This window comes from Massilia sp. ST3, from assembly GCF_018119405.1.
Taxonomy (GTDB): Bacteria; Pseudomonadota; Gammaproteobacteria; order Burkholderiales; family Burkholderiaceae_D; genus Telluria.
Genome location: NZ_JAGPWC010000012.1, coordinates 63,063 through 86,443, shown reverse-complemented (window position 1 = coordinate 86,443; position 23,381 = coordinate 63,063). Strand labels below are relative to the sequence as shown.

Below are 23,381 nucleotides of genomic sequence, written 5' to 3'. Positions count from 1 at the left end.
GTAGCATGTAAACATATAGGAGGAACTATTTTTTGCTATCCCCTAGCAAGAGCAAACTCCCTTCATGAGAAACCAAGACTTCCATGATGTGACCGACACCGCAGTGGCGGCAGCGTTGCGCTACCCGGGCGCGCGGAACCGCGTTTCCCTATGGCGGGACCTGCGGTACACTCGGCCCATGATGCTGCAGGAATTGCACTTTCCTTAAGGCATTCTCGCTATAATGCGCGATCGTTTTTGCAGAGAGGCCCGTCACCGTGTCCCGTATAAAAGTCCTGCCCCAATATGTGATGCCGAAAACGGCGCTGACCAACTTCGCGGGCCGCGTCGCCGGCGCCAAGGGCGGCGCCATGACCACCAGCCTGATCCGCTGGTTCGTGGGCAAGTACGGGGTCAACATGGACGAGGCGGCCAACCCGGACATCGCCAGCTACACCAGCTTCAACGATTTCTTCACCCGCCCGCTGCGCGGGGATGCGCGCCCGCTGGCCGTGGCCGATTTCGTGTGCCCGGTCGACGGCGCCATCAGCCAGTTCGGCGACATCGACGACCACCACATCTTCCAGGCCAAGGGCCACAAGTTCACCACCGCGGAACTGGTGGGCGGCGACGAGAAGCTGGCCGCGAACTTCCAGCACGGCCACTTCGCCAACCTCTACCTGAGCCCGAAGGACTACCACCGCATCCACATGCCCTGCGACGGCCGCCTGACCCGCATGATCTACGTGCCGGGCAAGCTGTTCTCGGTGAATCCGACCACGGCGCGCGGCGTGCCGGGCCTGTTCGCCCGCAACGAGCGCGTGGTCTGCGTGTTCGAGTCGGAAGAGCACGGCCCCTTCGTGATGACCCTGGTCGGCGCGACCATCGTCGGCAGCATGGCGACGGTCTGGCACGGCGTGGTCAATCCGCCGCGCATGCCGCGCATCTTCGAGTGGAACTACGACCACCAGACGGTGGTGCTCAAGAAAGGCGAGGAGATGGGCCGCTTCCTGCTCGGTTCCACCGTCGTCATGCTGTTCCGCCGCGGGTCGATCGCCTTCAACGCCGACTGGTCGCCCGAGCGCCCGGTGCGCCTGGGCGAGTCGATGGGCAACCGCCACAAGACTTAAGCGGCGCCATCCTCCGCAACGGCCGCTGCGCGCACGCCCATCAGGGGGTCGTGGCCGGCCTCGCGGCACATCGCCCCGACCAGTTCCAGGAAGACCCGCGTCTTGGCGGGCATCAGCTTACGGCTCGGGAAAACCGCCCAGCCGTTGGTCGGCGGCATCTCCCATTCCGGCAGCACCCGTACCAGTTCTCCCGTCTGCAAATAAGGCTCGGCGAACAGCTCCGAGCTGATCGCGATGCCCGTGCCGCGCGCGGCGATGCGCGCCAGCAGGTCGGGAGAGTTCGCCGTGGCGCGCGCCGGCAGCGCGCGCTCCCAGCGCACCTTGCCGCGCAAGAGCACCCAGGGCGCCGAGCCGCCGTAGCGGCTCAGGATGCACAGCACGTCGTGGCTGAGCAGGTCGTCCGGATGCTCGGGAATGCCGTGCTGCGCCAGGTAGCTGGGCGAGGCGTACAGGGCCGGCCGTTCCAAGGTGATCGGACGCGCGCTCAGGGTGGCGTCGTCCGGCAGGTCGCCCATGCGGATCGCGATGTCGAAGTTTTCCGCCACCAGGTCGACCCGGCGCGGCGACAAGTCCATCTCGATGCTCACCATCGGATAGCGCGCCAGGTAGCGCGCCACCACCTCGTTCAGGCCCGCGTTGGCGAAGTCCGAGGGCGCCGAGACGCGCAGCTTGCCGCTCGGCTCGAGCTGCCGGTGCTGGGCCAGGGCGCCCGCCGCCTCGACCTCGTCGGCCACGCGCCGCGCGTGTTCCAGCAGGATGGCGCCGAATTCCGTCACCACCAGGCGGCGCGTGGTCCGCTGCAGCAGGCGTTCGCCCAGGCGCTCTTCCAGCAGGGCCAGGCGGCGCGAGACGGTCGACTTGGGCTGGTCCAGGCGCTCGGCCGCGCGGCTGAAACTGCCCGCCTCGACAATCCGGGCAAAGAGCAGCAAATCGTTGGGTTCCACATCCATGATTGTTCCACCAGTAGGATAATGTTATCCATTCTACTGTCTTCCGCATTGGTTTTGGGATTGCTAAAGTGTGTCCATCGAAACTTTTCTTGGAAACGAAAGGGACACACCATGAACATCCTGCACATCACCTCCAGCGTCCGTGGCAACGATTCGGAATCGACCCGCGTCACCCGCCAGATCGTCGACAAGCTGCTGGCCGCGAACCCGGACGCGACCGTCGTGCGCCGCGACTTCGGCGCCAACCCGCACCCGCTGCTGGACGGCCCGGCCGTCGGCGCCCTGTTCACCCCGGCCGACCAGCGCACCCCGGAACAGGCGGCGCGCGTGGCCCTGGATGACGCCCTGATCGCCGAAGCCCAGGCCGCCGACGTGATCGTGATCGGCGCGCCGATGTACAACTTCAGCATGCCGGTGCAGCTGAAGGGCTGGTTCGACGCCATCGCCCGTGCAGGCGTGACCTTCCGCTACACCGAGACCGGCCCTGAAGGCCTGCTGAAGAACAAGAAGGTCTACGTGGCCACCTCGCGCGGCGGCGTCTACCCGGTGGAAGCCGACCCGCAAGTGCCGCAGATGCGCACCCTGTTGAACTTCCTGGGCCTGACCGACCACACCTTCATCTACTCGTCGGGCATGGCGATGGGCCCGGACGCCGTCGGCAAGGGCCAGGCGGCGGCCAACGAAGCGGTGGAAGCAGCCCTGGCATAATCCCTTCCGCCGGCATGGCGGCGCAAGCTCACTAGGAGAACAGCATGACCCAATCGGTACAGGTAGTCCAGGCACAAGCGATCAAGCAGACGCGCGGCGTGGAGCGGATCATCAACGGCCAGTTCGTGATGGACGGCGCCGGCGTGAAGATCAACCGCGTGCTGACCGGGCCGCTGCAGCGCCGCCTCGATCCCTTCCTGATGCTCGACGCCTTCGGCAGCGAGAAGCCGGGCGACTACATCGCCGGCTTCCCCGAGCACCCGCACCGCGGCTTCGAGACCGTCACCTACATGCTGCACGGCCGCATGCGCCACCGCGACAGCGCCGGCAACGAGGGCCTGATCACGGACGGCGGCGTGCAGTGGATGACGGCCGGGCGCGGCGTGGCCCACTCCGAGATGCCGGAGCAGAACGAGGGCCTCATGGAAGGCTTCCAGCTCTGGCTCAACCTGCCGGCCAAGGACAAGATGACGGACCCGTGGTACCGCGACATCCCGACCGAGGAAGTGCCGCGCTTCACGCTCGACGGTGGAGTGACCGTGCAGGTGATCGCCGGCAGCACCCATGGCGTGGACGGCGCGGTGCAGCGCGAAGCGACGCAGCCGCTGTATCTCGACCTCGAGATCCCGGCCGGCGTGACGGTGGCGCAGCCGATTCCGGCGGGCCATAACGCCTTCGTGTACGTGTTCCGCGGCGAGGCCGTCATCGAGGGCAAGGGCGTGGCCTCCGGGCGCATGGCGATCCTGGACAACACGCCGGGCGCCGACGGCGTGCGCATCAAGGCCGCCGCGCCGACCCGCCTGCTGGTGCTGGCCGGGCGTCCGCTGAACGAGCCGATCGCGCAATACGGCCCGTTCGTGATGAACACCCAGGACCAGCTCTATCAAGCGGTCGAGGACTTCCGCGCCGGCCGTTTCGCCTGAGCCGTTTTTCCCAAGATGGGCCGCCCGCCAGCGGCGGCCCGTTGCGGGAAGCTCCTCGTGGCTGCGGCCCGGGCGCGCTTGCGCTACACTGCCGGGATGAAGCACCTGACTCTTTTCCCGCCATGCCGCTGCTAGACACCCTCTCTTCGCTGCTGTCGCGCGCCAGCCGGGCCCTGGGCCTGGAAAGCGTGGACGCCTTCCCGCCCGGCCACGCCTATGCGCGCACGCGCTGGAACAAGGCCTATTTCGACATCGCCTCGGACCTGAGCGCGGACGAGATGGAAACGGCGGTCTGCGCGGCGATCTCGAACACGCCGCTGGTGTTCGTCCACATCCGCAATCCCACCCCGCGCATGCAGCGCGCCCTACTGGCGATCATCGAGGCGCGCCTGCGCCGCAGCGATGCGCCGACGGAACTGGCGCGCATGCTGATCGAGGCCTACCGCAGCCCGCATACGCCGGAAATCGTGCCCGGCCTGCGCGCCGCCATCGCGGCCAACGCCGAATTCGATCCGCTGGTGCAGGCCCACGCGGTGCTGGCCTACCTGGCCGACGCACCGGCGGCCTTCGGCGTGATCGAAGCCCAGCACTGACCATCCATGAAGATGTCGGCGGCGATCACCACCGTGCGCGGCATCCGCCTGGTGGTCGCCTTTCCGCACCCGAGCTACGTCCGCCCGGGCGTCGGCGACGTCCTGCTGGAGCGCCTGGCGCCCCACTTCCCCGCCCTGCCGATCATGCTGGTGTCGGCCAAGTCGACCAATGCGCAGGCCTACGCCACCTTCGAGACGGCGGCCCTGCTGGCCGCGCTGGACCTGGCCGACCTGGTGCTGGAAAAGATCGACCTCGACCTGCTTCCCGAGGTAGAGGTCAAACCGCCCTTCTAGCCGGGATGCAGGGCGCCGCTCCGTGGAGGCGCCGCATTGCCCGGCACGTAGCGCTCGCGCAGCGCCATGAACGGCGTCTCGATCAGGCGATAAAGCAGCCAGCCGGTGAAGACCGAGAGCGCCAGCAGCGCCGCGATGGCGAGCGGCGATTCCGCATCCACGCCCTGGCGCGCCAGCCAGGCGGCGCCCATCACGCAAACCTGCTTGTGCAGCAGGTAGATCGCGTAGGACCACAGGGCCAGCGCGCCCGCCCCCGGGACGCGGATCCTGCACAGCAGCGCGCCGGGCGAGACCGCCGCCACGATCAGCAGCGAGAACCCGAGCGCCAGCAGCGGGTAGCCGAACACGGTCGGACCGAAGCCGTAATGGTCGCGCAGGAACCACCAGAAGGCGACGCCGGTCGCCGCCAGCCCCGCCAGTCCGAGCAGGTTGCCGTGACGGGTCAGGCGCGCCCATGCCGCGGGATGACAGTTCCTGAACAGCGCAACGCCCACTCCCGCCAGCAGTTCGTCGAAACGGCAGAAGCTCGCATAGTAGATGTACTTGTAATAATGGTGCATCCAGTAGCGCTCCCCCTGCACCACGTCATGCCACAGCCAGGCCCGCGCCAGCATGCCCGCGCCGAAGGCCAGCGCGATGGCGAACCAGGCCAGGCGCAGCGAGCGTCCGAACGCCGCGCCGAGGAGCGCCAGCGCCGGCAGCAGCAGGTAGAACTGCTCCTCGATGGCGAGCGACCAGGAATGCGAGAAAGCAGTGCCCGGCTCCAGGTGGTGGTTCTGGATGAAGCTCAGGTACTTCCACAGCGGCAGCAGCGGTCCGTCGCCGCGGAAGGCGGGCCACAGGAAATACAGGGCCAGCACGAACCAGTAGTTCGGCAGGGTGCGCAGCAGGCGCCTGGCGTAGAAGCGCGGCAGCGACAGCCCCTCGCCGCCGCGGATGGCCTTGAATATCTGGTTGCCGATCAGGTAGCCCGACAGCGCGAAGAACAGGTCCACGCCCGCCCAGCCGACCTGCCCCACCCAGCCGAAGGTGGGCCGGTCGGTCACGAACAGCACGTAATGGTGCAGCACGACGAGGCTGACCGCGATCGCGCGCAGGGTATCGAGGCCGTGGATGCGGGCGCTGCTCATGCTGTGCGTGGCTTACAAATTTGAATGGAAAGTGGCGGATCATGCCATGCCGGCCGGCCGGGCGCCAGCATTCGTCCTGCATTGTCTTACGCATTGTCCTATAAAATATGGCCACCTCTTTTCCACCGGACCTCCCTAGCATGACTTCCTCCCGCCAGTTCCAGTTCAAATCCGTCAACTACACCGGCATGGCACCGGGCCCGCGCCTGATCATCATGGGCGCCACCCATGGCAACGAGGTGTGCGGCACCAAGGCGATCCAGCGCGTGATGGAGGAAATCGACAGCGGCAAGCTGCACATCCAGGCCGGCAGCGTCACCTTCGTCCCCATCGTCAACCCGCTGGCCTACGCCAAGGGCGAGCGCAACGGCGACCGCAACCTGAACCGCGACCTGTTCCCGAAAGAGAACCCGCAGGACTTCGAGGACCGCGTCGGCAACTGGCTCTGTCCCCTGCTGGCCCAGCACGACGTGCTGCTCGACCTGCACTCGTTCAATGCGCCCGGCCAGCCCTTCGTGATGGTCGGCCCGGAGAACAACGACGGTGCGCTGCAGCCCTTCCGCCACGCCGAACAGGAACGCGCCTGGGCGCTGCGCCTGGGCGTGCGCCGCTTCGTCGACGGCTGGCTGGCGACCTATGGCGCCGGGGTGCAGCGCCGCTCGCGCGACGCCGACGAGCTCGAGACCGTGTTGCGCTACGGCGTCGGCACCACCGAGTACATGCGCAGCACCGGCGGCTACGCGCTGACCCTGGAATGCGGCCAGCACGCCGACCCGCAGGCGCCGGAAGTGGCCTACCAGGCCATCATGAACACCCTCGCCTTCCACAAGCTGATCGACGCGCCCGAACCGGCGCCCGCGCCCCATGACGAAATCGAGGCGCTGTCGATGGTGGTGGTGCACGACAAGCTGCACGAAGGCGACCATTTCACCCGCCAGTGGGCCAGCTTCGACCCCTTGAACGAGGGCGAGCAGATCGGCCTGCGCGCCGACGGCACGCCGGTGGTGGCCGAATTCGGCGGACGCATCCTGTTCCCTGACGCCAAGGCGCTGGCCAACAAGGAGTGGTACTACCTCACCCGGCCGAATCCGAGCTTCGGCAAATAAGTGGGGTTCAGCCAGGTGTCAGGACCTTGAGCAGGACGATGCCGCCGGCGATCATGCCGATCGCCAGCAGGCGCAGGGCGCCGGCCGGTTCGTTCAAGAGCAGCATGCCGAAGATGGCGGTGCCGATGGTGCCGATGCCGGTCCATACCGCGTAGGCCGTGCCCAGCGGCAGCTGGCGCAGGGCCAGACCGAGCATGCCGACGCTGCCGGCCATGGTGACCAGGGTGAACACGGACGGCCACAGGCGGGTGAAGCCGGCGGTGTACTTCAGGCCGACCGCCCAGGCCACTTCGAGCAGGCCGGCGACGAACAGATAGATCCAACTCATGGTTTTCCTGGGGTGCGAAGGAGCGGCGCAGTATAGCAGCGGGCTTGCCGCGCCGAAAAACAGCACGGTCCCTGCACGAATTTTTCGAATATCGTAAGATGACGATATTCGGATCGTAAAAATCCGATATAAGGAAGATTTCATGGACATCGACGCGATCCACAAGGCGCTGGCCAATCCGGTCCGGCGCCAGATCCTGCAGATGCTGAAGGATCCGCAGAAGCACTTCGCCGGGCAGGAGCACCCGCTCGACTTCGGCGTGTGCTGCAAGCTGATCGACCAGCGCACCGGCCTGTCGCAATCGACGGTGTCGGCCCACCTGGCGACCCTGCAGCGCGCGGGCCTGGTCAGCACGCGGCGCGTCGCCCAATGGGTCTTCTACCAACGCAACGAGGAGGTCATCCAGGCCTTCCTCGACCAACTGAATGACGGATTGTAGGAGTACCGAATGACGACAATGTTTGACCCGATCAAAGTGGGCGCCCTGGAGCTGCCGAACCGCATCGTGATGGCGCCGCTGACCCGTTCGCGCGCCGTGGGCGCCGGCCGCGTGCCGAACGCGCTGATGGCGGAGTACTACGTGCAGCGCGCCTCGGCCGGCCTGATCCTGTCCGAAGCCACCGCCGTCACCCCGATGGGCGTGGGCTATGCCGACACCCCGGGCATCTGGTCCGACGAGCAGGTGGAAGGCTGGAAGAGCGTCACCGAAGCCGTGCACAAGGCCGGCGGGCGCATCTTCCTGCAGCTGTGGCACGTGGGCCGCATTTCCGACCCGGTGTTCCTGGACGGCGCCCTGCCGGTCGCGCCCTCGGCGGTGCAGCCCAAGGGCCATGTGAGCCTGGTGCGCCCCAAGCGCGAGTACGCCACCCCGCGCGCACTGGAAACGGCCGAGATCCCGGCCATCGTCGCGGCCTACCGCAAGGGCGCCGAGAACGCCAAGAGGGCGGGCTTCGACGGCGTCGAGATCCACGGCGCCAACGGCTACCTGCTCGACCAGTTCCTGCAGGACTCCACCAACCAGCGCACCGACCAGTACGGCGGCTCGGTCGAGAACCGCGCGCGCCTGATGCTGGAAGTGACCGACGCCTGCATCGAGGTCTGGGGCGCCGACCGCGTGGGCATGCACCTGGCGCCGCGCCGCGACGCCCACGACATGGGCGACTCCGATCCGGCCGCGACCTTCGGCTACGTGGCGCGCGAACTGGGCAAGCGCAAGATCGCCTTCATCTGCGCGCGCGAGGCGATCGGCGAGGACAGCCTGCGTCCGCTGCTGAAGAAGGAATTCGGCGGCGTCTACATCGCCAACGAAAAGCTGACCAAGGAAAGCGCCGAGCAGCTGATCTCCTCGGGCGAAGCGGATGCCGTGGCCTTCGGCGTGTGGTTCATCGCCAACCCGGACCTGCCGAAGCGCCTGAAGGCCGGCGCGCCGCTGAACACCCCGAAGCCGGAGCTGTTCTACCATGCGACGGCCGAAGGCTACACGGATTATCCGGCGCTGTAATCCCCCTCCCGCCGGTTTCGTTAACCGCAGGGTGGACGGCTGCGCCGTCCACGCGTCCAACACCGGCTTGTACGGCCTGGCACCGTGCGCTTGAACGCGTGGACGTTCGTGATTCGGGCCACTGGCCCGAATCACCCCGTCCACCCTACGGCACCTCCCGTCTTCTCACCAAAGCATCCGTACGTACGTGCTACGAATCGATATGTATGTGGTGTAAATGGCCGCGACCGCGTGCTATTCTTGCGCGATTATTATTTTGCGCACATGTATGCGCTGTCGATAGAGGAGTCACCGTGAACTTTCCCGCACACCGCGTGATGGCCCTGGCCATCGCTTCCGCCTTCGCCTTCGGCAGCGCCGCCCATGCGGCCGCGCCGGCCCGCGCCGAGAACGCCTACCTGTCGCAGGAAGACGCCGCCGCGCGTTCGGCGCGCGTGTCGAACGTGGACTATGTGCTGGACTTCACCCTCACCGGCAAGGAAAGCTTTGCCGGCACGACCACCGCGACCTTCGACCTGAAGGACACGGATGCCGCCCTCACCCTCGACCTGAACAAGGCCACCGTCAAGTCGGTCACGGTCAACGGCAAGAAGGTGGACGCGCGCTACAACGACTGGTTCATCACCATCGCGCCGCAGGACCTGGCCAAGGGCCGCAATACCGTCACCGTCGCCTACGAGCGCCTGCACAGCACCAACGGCGAAGGCCTGCACCGCATGGTCGACCCGGTGGATGGCCGGGTCTACACCTACTCGCACTTCGAGCCGGCCGCGGCGCACCAGATGTTCGCGGTGTTCGACCAGCCCGACCTGAAAGCCACCTACAGCGTCACCGTCAGCGCCCCGAGCGACTGGACCGTGGTCACCACCACGCGCGAAACCGCCGTCGCGGATGCCGGTGCAAGCAAGCGCTGGACCTTCAAAACCACCAAGAAGCTCAGCCCCTACAACTTCTCGCTGCACGCCGGTCCGTACAAGGTATGGGAAGACAACAGCGCACGCTATCCGATGCGCCTGTTCGCGCGCCAGTCGGTCGCCTCGCAGGTGACGCCGGAAGACTGGTTCCGCTACACCAAGGCCGGCCTGGTGTTCTTCGAGGACTACTTCGGCATCCCTTACCAGTTCGAGAAATACGACCAGCTGCTGGTGCCCGACTTCCTGTACGGCGCCATGGAAAACGCCGGCGCCGTGACCTTCGCCGAGGCGGGCTTCATGTACAAGGCCGCCATGACGGCCGAGCAGAAGCAGCGCCTGGCCGCGGTCATCATGCACGAGATGGCGCACCAGTGGTTCGGCGACCTGGTCACCATGAAGTGGTGGAACGGCCTCTGGCTGAACGAGAGCTTCGCCTCCTTCATGGGCACCCTGGCCACGGCCGAGGCGACCGAGTTCAAGGATGCCTGGCAGTCCTTCTACCAGACCGGCAAGGGCGCCGCCTACGTGCAGGACCAGAAGGTCACCACCCACCCGATCGAGGTGCCGGTGCCCTCCTCGGCCAACGCCTTCGACAACATCGACGCGATCACCTATTCGAAGGGCGCCTCGACCCTGAAGCAGCTGCGCCACCTGCTGGGAGAAGAAACCTTCCGCAAGGGCGTGCACAACTACCTGGTCAAGTACCAGTGGCGCAACGCCACCCTGCAGGACTTCATTGGCAGCCTGGGTGAGGCCGCCGGCCGCGACCTGGGCGGCTGGACTAAAGAATGGCTGTACCAGCCGGGCGTGAACACCATCGAAGCCTCCTACACCTGCAACGGCGGCAAGATCGGCAACTTCAGCCTGGCGCAGAGCGCGCCGAGCAAGGAACTGCCGACCCTGCGCGAGCAGCGCGTGCAGGTCGCCTCCTTCAAGCTGGACGGCGGCAAGCTGTCGCTGCTGAAGAACGAAGCCGTCACCTACAAGGGCGCGAAGACCGCCGTGCCGGCCCTGAACGGCAGCGCCTGCCCCGACCTGGTCTATCCGAACTACCAGGACTGGGGCTTCGTGAAGGTCCAGCTGGACAAGCGTTCCTTCGAGACCGCGCGCGCCAGCCTGGCCAAGGTCGAGGATCCGCTGCTGCGCTCGATGCTGTGGCAAAGCCTGTGGGACGGCGTGCGCGACGCCAAGCTGCCGCTGGACGAATTCATCAAGGTGGCCCTGAACAACGCCCCGCAGGAGCAGGACTACACCCTGCTGGGCGACGTGCTGGGCAAGGTCGTGGCGTCGAAGCAGTACCTGGACGCCATGAACCTGAACAACGCCTACAGCCGCCAGACCGGCAAGGCCCTGGAAGACATGGCCTGGAACGGCGTCGTCGCGCACAAGGGCAACGACAACTTCCAGCGCCGCTGGTTCGGCGCCTACCTGAACCTGGCCAGCAGCGGGGAAGCCTTGAACCGCCTGGCCGGCCTCCTGGACGGTAAGACCCCGGGCGAAGGCCTGCAGATCGACCAGGACCAGCGCTGGGCCATCATCGGCCGCCTGAACCGCTACAACCATGCCGGGGCCGCCGCGCTGGTGGAAGCCGAGAAGGCGCGCGACAAATCCGACACCGGCCAGGGCGCGGCCGTGGCGGCCCTCGCCAGCCGTCCGGACCCCAAGGCCAAGGCCGAGTGGCTGGGCACGATCGAGGACCTGAAGACCAAGCTGCCGTTCTCGCGCGTGCGCACCGCGATGCACACCATCTACCCGGCCGAGCAGGCCAAGCTGAGCGAGCAGACCGCCGCCAAGCGCCTGGCCAGCCTGCCGGCCCTGGACAAGGCGGCCGGTCCGGTCTACATGCGCTCCTATGCGACCAGCATGATCCCGGCCAGCTGCACCCCGCAAAGCGTGCAGCGCCTGCAACGCGCCGCCGACAGCATGAAGGACCTGTCGGCCTTTACCCGCCGTTCGCTGCTCGACACCCTGCAGGAAGACCAGCGCTGCGTCGCGATCAAGAAAGCGATGGGCGCGCCGAAGTCCTGAGGCCCGCATGCGCGCGCACGAAGGCTTGATGGCGCGGCGCGCGCCGGGCTGGCCCCTGGCGGCCACGCTCGGCGCGCACCTGCTGCTGGCCTGGCTGTGGCTGTCGGCTTCGGCGCCGCGGCCCGAGGCCAGCGATCCGTTCGAGCGCGTGTTCAACCTGGTGCCGGTGCTGCGTCCGCCGCAAGCGAGGCCGCCGGCGCCGCGTCTTCCTTCGCCGCCCGATCCCGTGCGGCGACCCAAAGCGGAGGCGCTTGCGCGCCCTGTTGCGCCCACCGAATCCGTCCCGCCCCGGCAGGCGCCCGCCGCGCCGGATCCCGCCCCCTATGACGATCCCCTGGCGGAGCGCCAGCCGGTCCCGGAGACCGGCGGCAGCGTGTCCGGCCAGGCCGTGCGCCAGGCCGGCCCGGTCGACCAGGCGCTGCGCGAAGGCAAGCTCGCGCCGCTGGCGCCGTCGGCATCGACATGGCAGCGCTTCAGCGAGCGCCTGGAGATGGCCCACAAGGACACTTCCCGCACCATGACCTCGGAAAGCTACACGACGCCCGACGGCGTCACCATCTACCGCTTCCGCCGCGGCAGCAAGGTTTATTGCCGCACCGGCGGAAGCGTGCGTCCGACGCCGAGCGCTCTCGACTACGTGCGCGACCGCGGCGGTGCGCTGCAGTTCGACACCCAGGGTGGCGAAGGCGCCGCCGGCATGGTGCCCTGTCCCAAATACGCGGAGTTCAAGCGCGACTGAGCGTGCCCTAGCGGTCTGGCCGGCAGGCCTTGCCCTCGTACTGGTGCCGATGCTGCACATAGGCCTTGCCGTTCCAGCGCTCGACCGGGAAACAAAAGCCGGGACCGCCGACCTCGATGTCCGGCCAGCCGTCCTTCCCTTTGGTCGGCAGGAAACTCGCCATGCCGGTGCCTCCCGTCAGCTTCTTCCAGCTGCCGTCCGCCTGCTTGCTCACCAGGGTGTAGCCCGCGCCCGTGTGCCCGTAACAATGGGTGCCGCCTTCGGTGATCAAGGCCTCCGGCCGCCTGTCGCCGTTCAGGTCGCGCACCTCGGCCAGTTCTCCCGGCGTATAGCTGGGCGTCGGGTCCTCGCATTGACGCCACTGCTTTCCCTTCAGTGTGAATCCAGCCGCCTTGAAGGCGGCGGCTTCGTCGGCGGGGTTCAGCCCCGGGGCCGCGGCCCCGCATACGCCGCAACAGGCGAGCATGGTCGCGGCGGCAATCGAGTGGGAGGTGTTCATGGGAGTCTTCCTTTCCGCGCTGGATGGAAACCCGCTTATTATGCTCCCGTCCGCCACAAGAGGCGGCGTCCGGCGCATTCGCGCCGCGCCCCGTACAATAGCCGGTTCCGGCCGCGCTCCCGGTGCGTGGCCTCAGACGAGGAATTGCATTGGACTGGGATTATCCGCACCCCTTCATCCTGCCGGTCGCGCCTGGCGCCGGCGACATCGATGGCCTGAACCACACCAACAACGCGGTCTACGTGCGCTGGTGCGAGCAGGCCGGCTGGGCCCATTCGGAACGGCTCGGCCTCTCGCTCGACGACTACCGGCGCCTCGACCGCGCCATGGCGATCCGGCGCGGCGAATACGACTACCTGCTGCCGACCCTGCTCGGCGAGGCGCTGCTGCTGGCCACCTGGCTGGTGGGCGCGGACGGCAGGCTGGCGATGGAGCGCCGCTTCCAGCTGGTGCGCGAGCGCGACGGCGTCACCGTCCTGCGCGGGCGCTGGGACCTGGTCTGCATCGAGATCGCCAGCGGCCGCCCGCGCCGCATGCCGGCCGAATTCCTCGAGGCCTACCTGCCGGTGGTAGTGGAACCCGACAAGGCGTCCTGAGCACAATCCTGCATTGCGTCGCCTCAAGGGCGCGATTGAGCAAACCCGGGTTGCGCAAGGGTGCCCTGGCCCAGACTGTCGCTTGTCACCGCAAACCCTGCGAGGAAACGATGCGACTTTGCCTGCGACCCGTTCTGCATGCCCTCCAGCGCCTGCTGGGCTGGCTATTGCTGGCAAGCGCCCTCGGCGGCTGCGGCCTGCGCGACGGCGGCAGCGAGGAACTGGTGGTGCCGGAGCTGGTGCGCACCCACCTGTACGTGGCCCCGCACGGCTCCGACAGCAATCCGGGCACGGAATCCGAACCCTTCCGCACACTGGCGCGCGCCTCCCAGGTGGTGTCGCCCGGCACCACGGTGCACGTGGCGCCGGGCAACTATTCGGGCGGCCTGCGCACCGTCGCCAGCGGCACCGCCGAAGCGCGCATCGTCTACCAGTCCACCGAGCGCTGGGGCGCCCGCATCGTGCCGCCGCTCGACGCACGCCAGAGCGCGGCCTGGGACAACCGCGGCAACCACGTCGACATCGTCGGCTTCGAGGTCGACGGCACCCAGTACCAGAGCGGCATGAAATGGCTGACCGGCATCTATAACGGCGGCTCGCACGACAGCATCCGCGACAACCGCATCCACCACATCGCCACCGACGTGCCCTGCGAAAGCCGGGGCGGCGGCGGCATCGGCGTCGACAGCTACTACAGGGGCAAGGACAGCGAGGTCGCCGGCAACCACGTGCACGACATCGGGCCCACCGGCTGCGAGACCGTGCACGGCATCTACGTCAACACCACGGCCAGCATCCGCAACAACATCGTGTACCGGGTTTCCGGCGCCGGCATCCACCTCTGGCACGACGCCAGCAATGTCGCGATCCGCGCCAACACTATCGCCGGCTCGGGCGTCGGCATCGCCGTCGGCGGCGGCGAGTTCGTCCACAGCAAAGGGCCGAACGACCACACCCACGTCAGCAACAACATCGTGGTCGACAACGGCGTCGGCATCCTGGAGCAAGGCGTCACCGGGCCGAACAACAGCTTCCGCAACAACCTCGTCCATGGCAACCTGAAGGAAGACTGGAAGCTGGCGGCCGGCCGCCAGCACGCGGGCACGGTGAATGCGCCGCCGCAGTTCGTCGACTACGTGACGAACGGCACCCCGGATTTCCGGCTGCGGCCCGGCTCGCCCGCGATCGGGCAAGGCCTGACCCTCGACGCGGCCGCGGGCGGCGCGCCTCCCGGGCGGGCCGGTGCGGCCTCGGGCCTGCGCGCCCTGCGCAAGGCCGATATCGGCGCCCTGCCCTTCAGCGAGCCCTGATGCAGCGCCGGCGTCCGCCCCTCGGCCTTGCGCCGCGGGCTTGTCCGCCGGGCTGACGGGTTACAGGATCTCCCGCACCAGTTCCGGCGGCCGGCACAGGCGGGTTCCCTTGGGCGTGACCACGAAGGGACGGTTGATCAGCACGGGATGGGCCACCATGGCGTCCAGCAGCGCGTCGTCGCCGAGCTCCGGCGCATCCAGGCCGAGTTCCCCGTACACGGCTTCCTTGCTGCGCATCGCATCGCGCACCGTCAGGCCGGCGTCGGCGATCAGGCGGCGCAAGGCCTCGCGCGAGGGCGGCTGCGCCAGGTACTCGACCACGCTGGGTTCATGCCCGGCGGCGCGGATCGCTTCCAGGGCGCCGCGCGAGTTGCTGCAGCGGGGATTGTGATAAATCGTGATATCCATCTTCGTAACATTGCATCTGGAAAAGCGGCATGATAACCACAGTGCATGGCCCGCACCAGCTATTTTGCTTGTTCCTCACGCTCCAGCCCGCTAGAATTCCTCGCTTATTTTCTATGGCGTAATGACTGCTGCTCCGTGTTAATTCTATATTACGCCGCACTGGAGAGTTCATGAGCGATTACCTGCTGCGTCCCGCAGCCTTGCCGACCTGGGGCCAGCGCACCGCGCTGCGCCTGCTGACCCTGCTCGGCTGGACCGTGCACTTCAAACCCCTGCCCGGCCCGCATGGCATTGCGGTGGTCTATCCGCACACCTCGAACTGGGATTTCCTGATCGGGCTGCTCGGCAAGTGGGCGGTCGGCCTGCAATTCCGCTGGCTGGCCAAGGATTCGCTGTTCCGCGGCGTGATGGGCCGCGTGATGCGCTACTGGGGCGGCATCGCCGTCGACCGCAGCGCGCCGATGGGCGCCACCCGCCACCTGGCGCAGCAGATGCTGGCGTCGAACTGGTGCTGGGTTGCGATCACGCCGGAAGGCACGCGCGGCTACCGCCCGCACTGGAAGAGCGGCTTCTACCACCTGGCCCAGGCCGCCAAGGTGCCGGTGCTGCTGGTCGCCCTCGACTACAAGAAGAAGGAACTGCGCGTGGTCGACACGCTGGAGCTCTCCGGCGACAGCGAGCGCGACATGGCCGTCATCCGCGGCGTCTACGCCGATTGCCAGGCCCTGTATCCGCAGCACGCGGCGCCGGTCCAGCTGGCCGAACGCGAGAAGCGCGAAGCCGAGCATCAGGAAGCCGAGCGCAAGTGCGCCTGAAGGAGCCTGCAAGGGGTGAACGAGCGCCGGCATGACCGGCGCTTTTTCTTGCGGGGGCTAGAACCTGACGCCGACCGCGAACGAGGCCGTATCGCGATCCGCCGCCGGGTTGTACTCCCCTCCCCACACCGGCGCATACCCCAGCTCGGCCAAGTAGCGCTTGAGGTACTCGAAGCGTAAACCCAGCGTCAGCGACTTGCGACCCTCGTTGAGCAGGAAGTCCCCCGACCAGCCTTTCACGTCGTGCACGAACAGCGCGGTGGCGTTGCCGGCCAGTTGCGGCAGCAGCGCCGGCAGGCGCAGGTCCAGGCGCGCCCGGTAGCCCCAGGCATTGGCCGTGGCGTAGCCGCGCAGGCTGCACTGGCGCGCCGCCTTGCCGGTGTTGACCGGGCAGGCGCCATTGATCGGGCCGACGCCGAAGATGTCGGCGCGTCCGTAGCGCAGCACGGCCTGGTCCGGCAACCCGGCCGCATGCTTGCCGACCGCCTCCACCACGGCGACCAGGGGCATGCCGGCCAGCGTCCATTCCTGGCGCACGCCGGCCTGGGCCTGCCACATGCCGTACAGGTCGTAGCCGTGGAAGATCCCGCCCGGCGCCACCGCATTGGCGCGTGCGCGCAGCAGCGAGGGCGCGCTGGCGCTGAGGAAAGGCGGCAGCACGTCGCCCGGCGCCAGCATGAAGGGCGTCTCGGGCCGGTACGAGAGCTCGCCCAGCAGGCTGGTGGCGCCGCGCTTGTGGGCGAGCGTCAGGGCCGTGATGCGCAGGCCTTCCGGATACTCGGTGAAATACGCCATGTTGCGCCCGTCCGGGTCGCCGGGAATCAGCGCCGGCCCCTCCGGACGCGTGCTGCGCCGCAGGCCGGGCAGCGCGGTGCGCGAGTTGTAGCGCGCGTGATAGAGCCCGAGGTCGAGCCCGAGCCCTTCCACGCGCCAGGTCAGGCCGGCGCCGAATTCGTGCGCCTCGGGCTTGGGTGTCGGCAGCCGCTTCTGGTAAGCGCCCAGCGGCATGCGCGCGCGGTCGCTGACGGCCGGCTGGCCGGTCATCACCCGGTCGCAGCCGTCCACCAGGTAGTCGCTCATCGACCACAGGCTGCCGCACATGTCGAGAGCGGCGGGCCGGAAGCGCGTCTGGTAATAGGCTTCCAGGCCCAGGCCCGGCCGTGGCTCGATACGCCCGAACAGCATCTGGCGCGGAGCCATCGCCTCGGCCTGCACGGCGCCGGCGCGCCGCAGCCCCGGCAGGTCGCGCGGATTCAGCACTTCCACGCCGCCCGGCGTGATCGACCGTGTGCCCCAATCGAGCGACTGCTGGCCGATGCGTCCCAGCACGGGCATGCCGCCCCAGTGCGCGGCGCCCTGCACATAGGCGTCCAGCAAGGCCACGCCGGAAAAGCGCGACAGCCGCGGCGCCCCGGCGTCGCTCAGCGGCGCTCCGGCGCGGTAGCCATTGGCGACGTTGCCCCAGGGCCGGGCGTCGTCGCGCAGGCCGAAGTCGCGCCAGGCTTTCGCGCGCAGCACCGCGGACAGCGGCCCATCCTTGGCCGAGAGCTCGAACAGGCCCTTGAGGGCGCGCGAAGCCTCGTCCCAGCGCGCGTAGTTGGTGTTGGCGTCATCCGCGTTGCCGCCGCTGCCGTAGCCAGCCAGGCCGATGGCCGCAGCGTTCACGCCGGTCAGCAGGTGCGGATCGCGCGCCTCGGTGCGCACGACTTCGCCGTAGGTGATCCTGCCGCTGAACTGGAGTTCGGCGCCCAGGGCGGGCGCGGCCGCGATGCCGGCCAGGCAGGCGGTCAGTGGGACCAGTGTGAAAGGAATACGGAATACGGGCGCACCGTGTCGGGTCATTGTTTTACCTTCGTCTTGTTCGGCCCCGTCCGGGCGGCATGGGTAATCTTGATGCCTCGCCGAAACAATCCTAGTAGGCCACTTGTCCTTGGGTCAATACAAAATCAGTCGAGCATTTGTCTTTGGTCAATACAAAACGAATCGCCTTTAGGTCGTACGCAGCCGCCGGCGCTGGCGCATGGGCGTGCCGGCAAGAGGGTCCCACCGACCGGAAGCGTAGCGGGGCTCACGCCGCCAGGCGCTGCCAAGCCGTCGCCGCGCTGAGGAAGACTTCGCCGTTCAGGGCCGCGAGCAGCTCGCTCTGCTTCAGCCGGTCCATGACGGGGCCCTTGACCTCGGCCAAGTGCAACTGCACACCGCGACCGCGCAGCGAGGCGTTCAGTTCCACGAGCCCGAACAGCGCCGTGGTGTCGATCGCGTTCACCGCCGACAGCACCAGTACCAGGTGGTGCGTGCCGGGACGATCGGCCAGTTCCTCCTCGATGCGCTCGTTGACCGCCTCGACATTACCGAAGAACAGGCCGGCATCGACGCGCAGCATCAGCAGCCCAGGGGCGGTATCGGTCGAGAAGCGGTCCACGTTGCGGAAATGCTCGGTGCCGGGAATCCGGCCGAGCACGGCGATGTGCGGCCGGCTGGCGCGCCAGATCAGGGCGCCGATCGACAGCGCCACCCCGATCACCACGCCCGCCTCCACGCCGAACGCCAGCACGCCGCCGGCCGTGGCCAGCAGCGCCGCCGCATCGGCGCGGTCGTAGCGCCATGCCGTGCGCAGGGTCGACAGGTCGAGCATGCCCAGCACCGCCACGATGATGGTGGCGGCCAGGGTCGGCAGCGGCAGCAGTGCCAGCCAGCCGGTGGGGGCCACCAGGGCCAGGGCCAGCAGGCCGGCCGTGATGAGGCTAGCCAGCTGGCTGTTGGCGCCGGCCGCGAAGTTCACCGCCGAGCGCGAGATGCTGCCCGTGACCGGGAAGCCGCCCGACAGCGCGCTGCCGAGGTTGGCCGCGCCCAGGCCGACCAGCTCGCGGTTGCTGACCAGCTTCTCCGGGCGCTTGAGAGCGAGCGCCTGGGCGCCCGACATGCTGATCAGGAACACCATGAAGCCGATCAGGAGGGCAGGCTTGAGCAGCTGCTCCCAGTGCGCGCTGGAAGTGGCCAGGTTCAGTCCGGGCAAACCGGCCGGCACCGCGCCGGTGACCGCGATGCCCATGTGATCCGGCCCCAGGGCCGCCACCAGGCCAGTCGCGCCCACCACCACGGCCATGGGCGCCAGCTTGGCGCCGATGTCGGCCGCCGCCGCGGGCAGGCCCAGGCGGCGCAGCAGCGGCGCCAGCCAGGCGCGCGCGGCGAGCAGCAACACCAGCGAAGCCAGGCCGAGGGCGGCGCTGGGCGCGTGCAGCGACGGCGGCAGGCCGCCCAGCAGCGGGCGTACCTGGCCCCAGGCGATCACGATGGCGGAGCCGATCGTGAAGCCGCTCATCACGGGACGGGAAAAGAAGTTGGCCAGGAAGCCGATGCGCAGCAGGCCGCAAGCCAGCAGCACCGCGCCCGCCAGCAGAGCCAGCTGGGCCGCCAGCACGCCGTGCAGGGCGCTGCCCGGCGCCGCCAGCGGCGCCAGGCTCGAGGCAGTCATCAGGGAGACGATGGCCATCGGGCCGACCGACTGCGTGCTGCTGGTGCCGAACAGGGCGTACAGGACCGGCGGAACGATGCTCGCATAGATGCCCGCCACCGGCGGCAGGCCCGCCACCAGCGCGTAGGCCATGCCCTGCGGGATCATCATCATCGCCACCACGATGCCGGCGCTGATGTCGCCCGGCAGCATGGCGCGCCGGTACTGCCGCAACCACTGAAGCATGAGTAAAACCCGAAAACTTGCTTGGGTGAAAAACCGCTAGCCTAGCACAGGCCTCGCCGCGTCGCCATTCACTGCATGGCCAGCTCGACGCAGTTGCGCCCCGCCCGCTTGGCGCGCGCCAGCGCCGCGTTCACGCGCACGGCCAGCGAGTCGCCGCTTTCCGTCTCGCCCAGCTGGGCCACGCCCAGGCTGACCGTGACATGGTCGCAACCCGGGATCTCGGCCTGCCCGATCGCCGCGCGCAGCTTCTCCGCCATCTTGAGGCCGTCGATCGCGCTGGTGTGGGGCGCGATCACCAGGAATTCCTCGCCGCCCGAGCGCACCAGCACGTCGCTCGAACGCAGCAGGGCCTTGGCGGTGTCGGCCACGGTGCGCAGGGCAACATCGCCGACCGGATGGCCGTAGGTGTCGTTGATGTTGCTGAAGCGGTCGATGTCGAAGCCGATCAGCGCCAGCGGCAGGCGGTAGCGGCGCGCGCGCTTGATCTCCTGCTCCAGCAGCGCCTCGCCGTGGCGGCGGTTGGCGACGCCGGTCAGCGCATCGGTGGTCGCCAGGTGGGTCACCTTGCCCAGCAGGGCCTCGTTCTCGCGCCCCATTTCCGCCATGCGCAGGCCGAAGGCTGCCAGCCTGGCCAGGTCTTCGAAGGCCTCCAGTTCGGCCTGCGAAAAGGAGCGCGCCTGCCCGAACAGCAGGCACAGCGAACCGCGCGGCGCACCGGGCCCCTGGGCCGGAATCGGCAGCCCCACCACCATCTGGGCCCCATGGCCGCGCAGGCGCGCGGCGAGCTCCGGCTCGCCGGCCTTGTCGAGGGCGTCGAGCAGGATGAATTCGCCGCTGGCCGCCGCCAGCAGTCCCGGGAAGGCGTGGCGCAGCGGCGAGTGCAGCAGCGTGTCGCCGCGCAGCAGCAGCGGCGCCAGGTGCAGCGTCGGCACGCCCTGCTCCGCTTCCAGGTGCAGGTCGCCGTCGCGCAGGTGGAACATGGCGGCATGGATCACGCCCGGCCAGCTGGCCAGCGCCTCGCACAGGCGCTCCGCGAAGCGCAGGCTGTCGTCGGATTCCTCGAGCGCGCGCTGGCTGGCGCTACGCACCGCCAGCAGCACTCCCAGCTCGGATTCGCGCGGCGCCGGCGGCGCCGGAGGCGTGAAACCGCGCGCCAGGCGCTGCGCCAGCGCGGCGCGCAACGCGGGCGCGTCGAGCGGGCCGATGGCGTAGTCGATCGGGCCGAAGGCCATCAGCGACGGCAGCCAGCGCGCAGTCGTGAAGGGGCACAGCACGAACACGGCCGCGCCGCCGCGCGCGGCCACCAGCTCGCCCAGGGCCGCCAGGTCCAGTCCAAGCTCGAAGCGTTCCAGGTCCAGCACCAGCAGGCCGGCCGGTTCGCGCGCCAGCAAGGCCGCCGCCTGCTGGGCGCTGTCGGCCACGCGCAGCTGGCCGAACAGGCCGGCGCAGGCCTCCTGGAAGGCGCCGCGGCGCTGGCCGGCCGGGTTGACGTAAAGACCGCTGACGTTGAGACCGCTGATGTGGTCGGGCGCGCCGTCCTGCTGAGACATCCTGTTTTCTCCAGTTATCAAACGGGCCAAGTTTGCCAGAAAGCTTACCCATGGGATAGCGGAAATGTGTCACTGTGTGTGGAAGCGCACCGTCCGCACGCCCCGTGCATTGAATACTTCGCGGGTGATCTACCCAGCGGACAGGAGAAGCGCGATGGCACAGCAGGACGATACGGCGAACAAGCAGAAGGCAATCCAGAGCCGGCAAGACCAGCTCGACGGCAACATGCAGAAGGAAGAGAGCAAGGACCCGGTGCAGACCGGCATCCGGCAGCCGGTGCCGCCCATGCCCCAGCAGCACCTGGCCAAGCCGGGCCTGGAAGCCCAGATGGACCTGAAGCCGAAATTCCTGGCCGAGCAGTACAAGGGCAGCGGCAAGCTGCAGGGCATGACCGCGATCGTCACCGGCGGCGACTCCGGCATCGGGCGCGCGGTCGCGGTGCTGTTCGCGCGCGAGGGCGCCGACGTCGCCATCCTCTACCTGAACGAGCACGAGGACGCCGCCGAGACCCAGCGCTACGTCGAGCAGGAAGGCCGGCGCTGCGTGACCGTCGCGGGCGACGTCAAGGACGAAGCCTTCTGCAAGGAGGCCGTGGGCAAGATCGTGGCCGAGTTCGGGCGCCTCGACATCCTGGTCAACAACGCGGCCTTCCAGGAGCACGCCAACTCGCTGCTCGACATCACCGAGGAGCGCCTGGACGAGACCTTCCGCACCAATATCTACGGCTACTTCCACATGGCCAAGGCGGCCCTGCCCCACCTGAAGCGCGGCGCCTCGATCATCAATACCGGTTCCGTCACCGGCCTGAAGGGTTCGAAGAAGCTGCTCGACTACTCTGCCACCAAGGGCGCGATCCACGCCTTCACCATGTCGCTGGCGGCGAGCCTGATCGAACAGGGCATCCGCGTCAACGCCGTGGCGCCGGGCCCGGTCTGGACGCCGCTCAACCCGGCCGACCAGACGCCCGAGCAGATCAAGGAATTCGGCGCCAGCACCACCTTCAAGCGCCCGGCCCAGCCGGAGGAACTGTCGCCGGCCTACGTGTTCCTGGCCTCGCCGGTGTGCTCCGGCTACATCACCGGCGTGGTGCTGCCGATTACCGGCGTGGTGGGAGAATAAGGAGATCGTATGGCGCGCAGCATGTGGAAAGGGGCGATCAGTTTCGGGCTGGTCCACATCCCCGTCGAGATGTATGCGGCGGTCGACAACAAGGGGCTCGACCTGACCATGCTCGACCGGCGCGACTTCTCCCCGGTCGGCTTCAAGCGCTACAACAAGGGCAACAACAAGGAAGTCTCCTGGGACGACATCGTCAAGGGCTACGAGTATTCGTCCGGCGAGTACGTGGTGCTGTCCGACGAGGACCTGCGCCGCGCCAACCCGGAAGCCACCCAGACCATCGACATCCTGGCCTTCGTCGACGCGGAGGAAGTCCCGCTGATCTACTACGAGCAGCCCTACTACCTCGCGCCAGGCAAGGGCGGCGACAAGGTCTATGCCCTGCTGCGCGAGACCCTCAAGAAGGCCGGCAAGATCGGCATCGCCAACGTCGTCATCCGCGTCAAGCAGCACCTGGCGGCCCTGGTCTGCGTGGGCGACACCATCGTCCTCAACACCCTGCGCTACGCCGACGAGATCCGCGAGACCGACGCCCTCAAGATTCCCCCCAAGACCGGCAAGGCCGCGGTCAACGACAAGGAGCTCAAGATGGCGATGGCCCTGGTGCAGGGCATGAGCGAGGACTGGGACCCGGAGCAGTACCACGACACCTACCGCGAGGACGTGCTGGCCCTGATCGAGAAGAAGGTCAAGGCCAAGCAGACCAAGACCATCACCATGCCCGAACCGGAAAAGGAAAAGCGCGAGTCCGGCAAGGTCATCGACCTGGTCGCGCTGCTCCAGGCCAGCCTGGGCAAGAAGCCCGGCAAGGCGGCCGCCGCGGACGAGGACGAGGACGACGACGAACCGCCGCCGCGCAAGTCGCGCAAACCCGAGGCCGAGGAGGAGGAGGAGGAAGCCCCGCGTCCGCGCAAGGCGCCCGCGCACAGTACGGAGCGCGTCGCCGCCAAGCGCACGACCGCCGCCAAAAAGACGGCCGCCAAGCCCGCCGCCAAGAAGACCGCCGCGAAGTCCGCCCCCGCCGCCAAGGCGCCGGCGCGCCGCAGGAAGGCCGCCTGAA

The 23,381-nt window shown here is 68.2% G+C and carries 23 protein-coding genes; 15 read left to right on the top strand and 8 right to left on the bottom strand.

Annotated elements, in window-relative coordinates; all coding sequences use genetic code 11:
- The first annotated feature begins 290 nt into the window (after nt 1–290).
- Nucleotides 291–1,109 carry an archaetidylserine decarboxylase gene (gene asd, locus KBW98_RS06240; RefSeq protein WP_211519258.1) on the top strand — a complete coding sequence of 273 codons (819 nt, stop codon included), beginning with the start codon at nt 291–293 and terminating at the stop codon, nt 1,107–1,109.
- On the opposite strand, the gene KBW98_RS06235 is transcribed toward asd, so the two are convergent.
- Nucleotides 1,106–2,059, bottom strand: coding sequence for a LysR family transcriptional regulator (locus KBW98_RS06235; protein ID WP_211519257.1), 954 nt, complete (start codon nt 2,057–2,059; stop codon nt 1,106–1,108). The two genes, asd and KBW98_RS06235, sit on opposite strands and share 4 nt — an antisense overlap.
- Before the next feature lie 111 nt (nt 2,060–2,170).
- Here KBW98_RS06235 and KBW98_RS06230 point away from each other — a divergent pair, with 111 nt between their 5' ends.
- The 4 genes from KBW98_RS06230 (at nt 2,171) to KBW98_RS06215 (ending at nt 4,577) form a co-directional block, all read left to right on the top strand.
- On the top strand, nt 2,171–2,767 hold the full coding sequence (locus KBW98_RS06230) for an FMN-dependent NADH-azoreductase (protein ID WP_211519256.1): 597 nt from the start codon (nt 2,171–2,173) through the stop codon (nt 2,765–2,767).
- Between the two features lie 44 nt (nt 2,768–2,811).
- Entirely contained in the window at nt 2,812–3,690 is an 879-nt protein-coding gene (locus KBW98_RS06225; protein ID WP_211519255.1) for a pirin family protein, read from the top strand.
- A gap of 122 nt (nt 3,691–3,812) precedes the next feature.
- Nucleotides 3,813–4,283 (top strand): hypothetical protein, encoded by a 471-nt coding sequence (locus KBW98_RS06220; protein ID WP_211519254.1) that lies wholly within the window; start codon nt 3,813–3,815, stop codon nt 4,281–4,283.
- Between the two features lie 6 nt (nt 4,284–4,289).
- Complete coding sequence (locus KBW98_RS06215) at nt 4,290–4,577, top strand: hypothetical protein (RefSeq protein WP_211519253.1); 288 nt, start codon at nt 4,290–4,292, stop codon at nt 4,575–4,577.
- Here the strand turns inward: KBW98_RS06215 and KBW98_RS06210 are convergent.
- Nucleotides 4,574–5,707 (bottom strand): acyltransferase, encoded by a 1,134-nt coding sequence (locus tag KBW98_RS06210; protein WP_211519252.1) that lies wholly within the window; start codon nt 5,705–5,707, stop codon nt 4,574–4,576. The genes KBW98_RS06215 and KBW98_RS06210 overlap by 4 nt on opposite strands.
- 140 nt (nt 5,708–5,847) lie before the next feature.
- On the opposite strand from KBW98_RS06210, the gene KBW98_RS06205 reads away from it, so the two are divergent.
- On the top strand, nt 5,848–6,813 hold the full coding sequence (locus tag KBW98_RS06205) for a succinylglutamate desuccinylase/aspartoacylase family protein (protein ID WP_211519251.1): 966 nt from the start codon (nt 5,848–5,850) through the stop codon (nt 6,811–6,813).
- Between the two features lie 7 nt (nt 6,814–6,820).
- Here the strand turns inward: KBW98_RS06205 and KBW98_RS06200 are convergent, their stop codons facing one another.
- On the bottom strand, nt 6,821–7,141 hold the full coding sequence (locus tag KBW98_RS06200) for a multidrug efflux SMR transporter (RefSeq protein ID WP_211519250.1): 321 nt from the start codon (nt 7,139–7,141) through the stop codon (nt 6,821–6,823).
- Nucleotides 7,142–7,283: 142 nt separating this feature from the next.
- Between KBW98_RS06200 and KBW98_RS06195 the strand changes: the two genes are divergently transcribed.
- The 4 genes from KBW98_RS06195 (at nt 7,284) to KBW98_RS06180 (ending at nt 12,323) form a co-directional block, all read left to right on the top strand.
- Entirely contained in the window at nt 7,284–7,580 is a 297-nt protein-coding gene (locus KBW98_RS06195) for a helix-turn-helix transcriptional regulator (RefSeq protein WP_211519249.1), read from the top strand.
- A gap of 9 nt (nt 7,581–7,589) precedes the next feature.
- Nucleotides 7,590–8,642, top strand: a complete 1,053-nt coding sequence (locus KBW98_RS06190) for an alkene reductase (protein WP_211519248.1) — start codon at nt 7,590–7,592, stop codon at nt 8,640–8,642.
- 293 nt (nt 8,643–8,935) lie between these two features.
- Nucleotides 8,936–11,584 (top strand): aminopeptidase N, encoded by a 2,649-nt coding sequence (pepN, locus tag KBW98_RS06185; protein ID WP_373888911.1) that lies wholly within the window; start codon nt 8,936–8,938, stop codon nt 11,582–11,584.
- 7 nt (nt 11,585–11,591) lie between these two features.
- Nucleotides 11,592–12,323 (top strand): hypothetical protein, encoded by a 732-nt coding sequence (locus KBW98_RS06180; RefSeq protein WP_211519247.1) that lies wholly within the window; start codon nt 11,592–11,594, stop codon nt 12,321–12,323.
- Nucleotides 12,324–12,330: 7 nt separating this feature from the next.
- Here KBW98_RS06180 and KBW98_RS06175 read toward each other — a convergent pair whose 3' ends face one another.
- Nucleotides 12,331–12,822, bottom strand: coding sequence for a hypothetical protein (locus KBW98_RS06175; RefSeq protein WP_229429016.1), 492 nt, complete (start codon nt 12,820–12,822; stop codon nt 12,331–12,333).
- 149 nt (nt 12,823–12,971) lie between these two features.
- On the opposite strand from KBW98_RS06175, the gene KBW98_RS06170 reads away from it, so the two are divergent.
- Both KBW98_RS06170 and KBW98_RS06165 read left to right on the top strand, forming a co-directional pair.
- On the top strand, nt 12,972–13,418 hold the full coding sequence (locus KBW98_RS06170; RefSeq protein WP_211519246.1) for a thioesterase family protein: 447 nt from the start codon (nt 12,972–12,974) through the stop codon (nt 13,416–13,418).
- A 110-nt stretch (nt 13,419–13,528) separates the two neighbouring features.
- The gene (locus KBW98_RS06165; RefSeq protein ID WP_211519245.1) at nt 13,529–14,728 is read left to right on the top strand and encodes a DUF1565 domain-containing protein; all 1,200 of its coding nucleotides are present in this window, start codon (nt 13,529–13,531) and stop codon (nt 14,726–14,728) included.
- A gap of 60 nt (nt 14,729–14,788) precedes the next feature.
- On the opposite strand, the gene arsC is transcribed toward KBW98_RS06165, so the two are convergent.
- Nucleotides 14,789–15,136, bottom strand: coding sequence for an arsenate reductase (glutaredoxin) (arsC, locus tag KBW98_RS06160; protein WP_211519244.1), 348 nt, complete (start codon nt 15,134–15,136; stop codon nt 14,789–14,791).
- 170 nt (nt 15,137–15,306) lie between these two features.
- On the opposite strand from arsC, the gene KBW98_RS06155 reads away from it, so the two are divergent.
- On the top strand, nt 15,307–15,951 hold the full coding sequence (locus KBW98_RS06155) for a 1-acyl-sn-glycerol-3-phosphate acyltransferase (protein ID WP_211519243.1): 645 nt from the start codon (nt 15,307–15,309) through the stop codon (nt 15,949–15,951).
- Between the two features lie 57 nt (nt 15,952–16,008).
- On the opposite strand, the gene KBW98_RS06150 is transcribed toward KBW98_RS06155, so the two are convergent.
- The 3 genes from KBW98_RS06150 to KBW98_RS06140 form a co-directional block, all read right to left on the bottom strand.
- Nucleotides 16,009–17,793: a DUF1302 domain-containing protein gene (locus KBW98_RS06150; protein ID WP_211519242.1), complete on the bottom strand. Its 1,785-nt coding sequence runs from the start codon at nt 17,791–17,793 to the stop codon at nt 16,009–16,011.
- Nucleotides 17,794–18,019: 226 nt separating this feature from the next.
- Entirely contained in the window at nt 18,020–19,651 is a 1,632-nt protein-coding gene (locus tag KBW98_RS06145; protein ID WP_211519241.1) for a SulP family inorganic anion transporter, read from the bottom strand.
- 68 nt (nt 19,652–19,719) lie between these two features.
- Entirely contained in the window at nt 19,720–21,201 is a 1,482-nt protein-coding gene (locus KBW98_RS06140) for a diguanylate cyclase (RefSeq protein ID WP_211519240.1), read from the bottom strand.
- Nucleotides 21,202–21,355: 154 nt separating this feature from the next.
- On the opposite strand from KBW98_RS06140, the gene KBW98_RS06135 reads away from it, so the two are divergent.
- Nucleotides 21,356–22,321: an SDR family oxidoreductase gene (locus KBW98_RS06135; RefSeq protein WP_211519239.1), complete on the top strand. Its 966-nt coding sequence runs from the start codon at nt 21,356–21,358 to the stop codon at nt 22,319–22,321.
- A 9-nt stretch (nt 22,322–22,330) separates the two neighbouring features.
- Nucleotides 22,331–23,380 (top strand): Ku protein, encoded by a 1,050-nt coding sequence (locus tag KBW98_RS06130; protein ID WP_211519238.1) that lies wholly within the window; start codon nt 22,331–22,333, stop codon nt 23,378–23,380.
- The last annotated feature ends 1 nt before the right edge of the window (nt 23,381 follow it).

Bases quoted from the DNA above. Each gene is read 5' to 3' on its own strand.
- KBW98_RS06130 (WP_211519238.1), top strand. From the start codon at position 22,331: ATGGCGCGCAGCATGTGGAAAGGGGCGATCAGTTTCGGGCTGGTCCAC.
- KBW98_RS06195 (WP_211519249.1), top strand. From the start codon at position 7,284: ATGGACATCGACGCGATCCACAAGGCGCTGGCCAATCCGGTCCGGCGC.
- KBW98_RS06180 (WP_211519247.1), top strand. From the start codon at position 11,592: ATGCGCGCGCACGAAGGCTTGATGGCGCGGCGCGCGCCGGGCTGGCCC.
- KBW98_RS06165 (WP_211519245.1), top strand. From the start codon at position 13,529: ATGCGACTTTGCCTGCGACCCGTTCTGCATGCCCTCCAGCGCCTGCTG.
- KBW98_RS06135 (WP_211519239.1), top strand. From the start codon at position 21,356: ATGGCACAGCAGGACGATACGGCGAACAAGCAGAAGGCAATCCAGAGC.
- KBW98_RS06215 (WP_211519253.1), top strand. From the start codon at position 4,290: ATGAAGATGTCGGCGGCGATCACCACCGTGCGCGGCATCCGCCTGGTG.
- KBW98_RS06210 (WP_211519252.1), bottom strand. From the start codon at position 5,707: ATGAGCAGCGCCCGCATCCACGGCCTCGATACCCTGCGCGCGATCGCG.
- KBW98_RS06155 (WP_211519243.1), top strand. From the start codon at position 15,307: ATGAGCGATTACCTGCTGCGTCCCGCAGCCTTGCCGACCTGGGGCCAG.
- KBW98_RS06205 (WP_211519251.1), top strand. From the start codon at position 5,848: ATGACTTCCTCCCGCCAGTTCCAGTTCAAATCCGTCAACTACACCGGC.
- KBW98_RS06230 (WP_211519256.1), top strand. From the start codon at position 2,171: ATGAACATCCTGCACATCACCTCCAGCGTCCGTGGCAACGATTCGGAA.
- KBW98_RS06140 (WP_211519240.1), bottom strand. From the start codon at position 21,201: ATGTCTCAGCAGGACGGCGCGCCCGACCACATCAGCGGTCTCAACGTC.
- KBW98_RS06145 (WP_211519241.1), bottom strand. From the start codon at position 19,651: ATGCTTCAGTGGTTGCGGCAGTACCGGCGCGCCATGCTGCCGGGCGAC.
- arsC (WP_211519244.1), bottom strand. From the start codon at position 15,136: ATGGATATCACGATTTATCACAATCCCCGCTGCAGCAACTCGCGCGGC.
- KBW98_RS06200 (WP_211519250.1), bottom strand. From the start codon at position 7,141: ATGAGTTGGATCTATCTGTTCGTCGCCGGCCTGCTCGAAGTGGCCTGG.
- KBW98_RS06225 (WP_211519255.1), top strand. From the start codon at position 2,812: ATGACCCAATCGGTACAGGTAGTCCAGGCACAAGCGATCAAGCAGACG.
- KBW98_RS06190 (WP_211519248.1), top strand. From the start codon at position 7,590: ATGACGACAATGTTTGACCCGATCAAAGTGGGCGCCCTGGAGCTGCCG.
- KBW98_RS06150 (WP_211519242.1), bottom strand. From the start codon at position 17,793: ATGACCCGACACGGTGCGCCCGTATTCCGTATTCCTTTCACACTGGTC.
- KBW98_RS06235 (WP_211519257.1), bottom strand. From the start codon at position 2,059: ATGGATGTGGAACCCAACGATTTGCTGCTCTTTGCCCGGATTGTCGAG.
- KBW98_RS06175 (WP_229429016.1), bottom strand. From the start codon at position 12,822: ATGAACACCTCCCACTCGATTGCCGCCGCGACCATGCTCGCCTGTTGC.
- asd (WP_211519258.1), top strand. From the start codon at position 291: ATGCCGAAAACGGCGCTGACCAACTTCGCGGGCCGCGTCGCCGGCGCC.
- KBW98_RS06220 (WP_211519254.1), top strand. From the start codon at position 3,813: ATGCCGCTGCTAGACACCCTCTCTTCGCTGCTGTCGCGCGCCAGCCGG.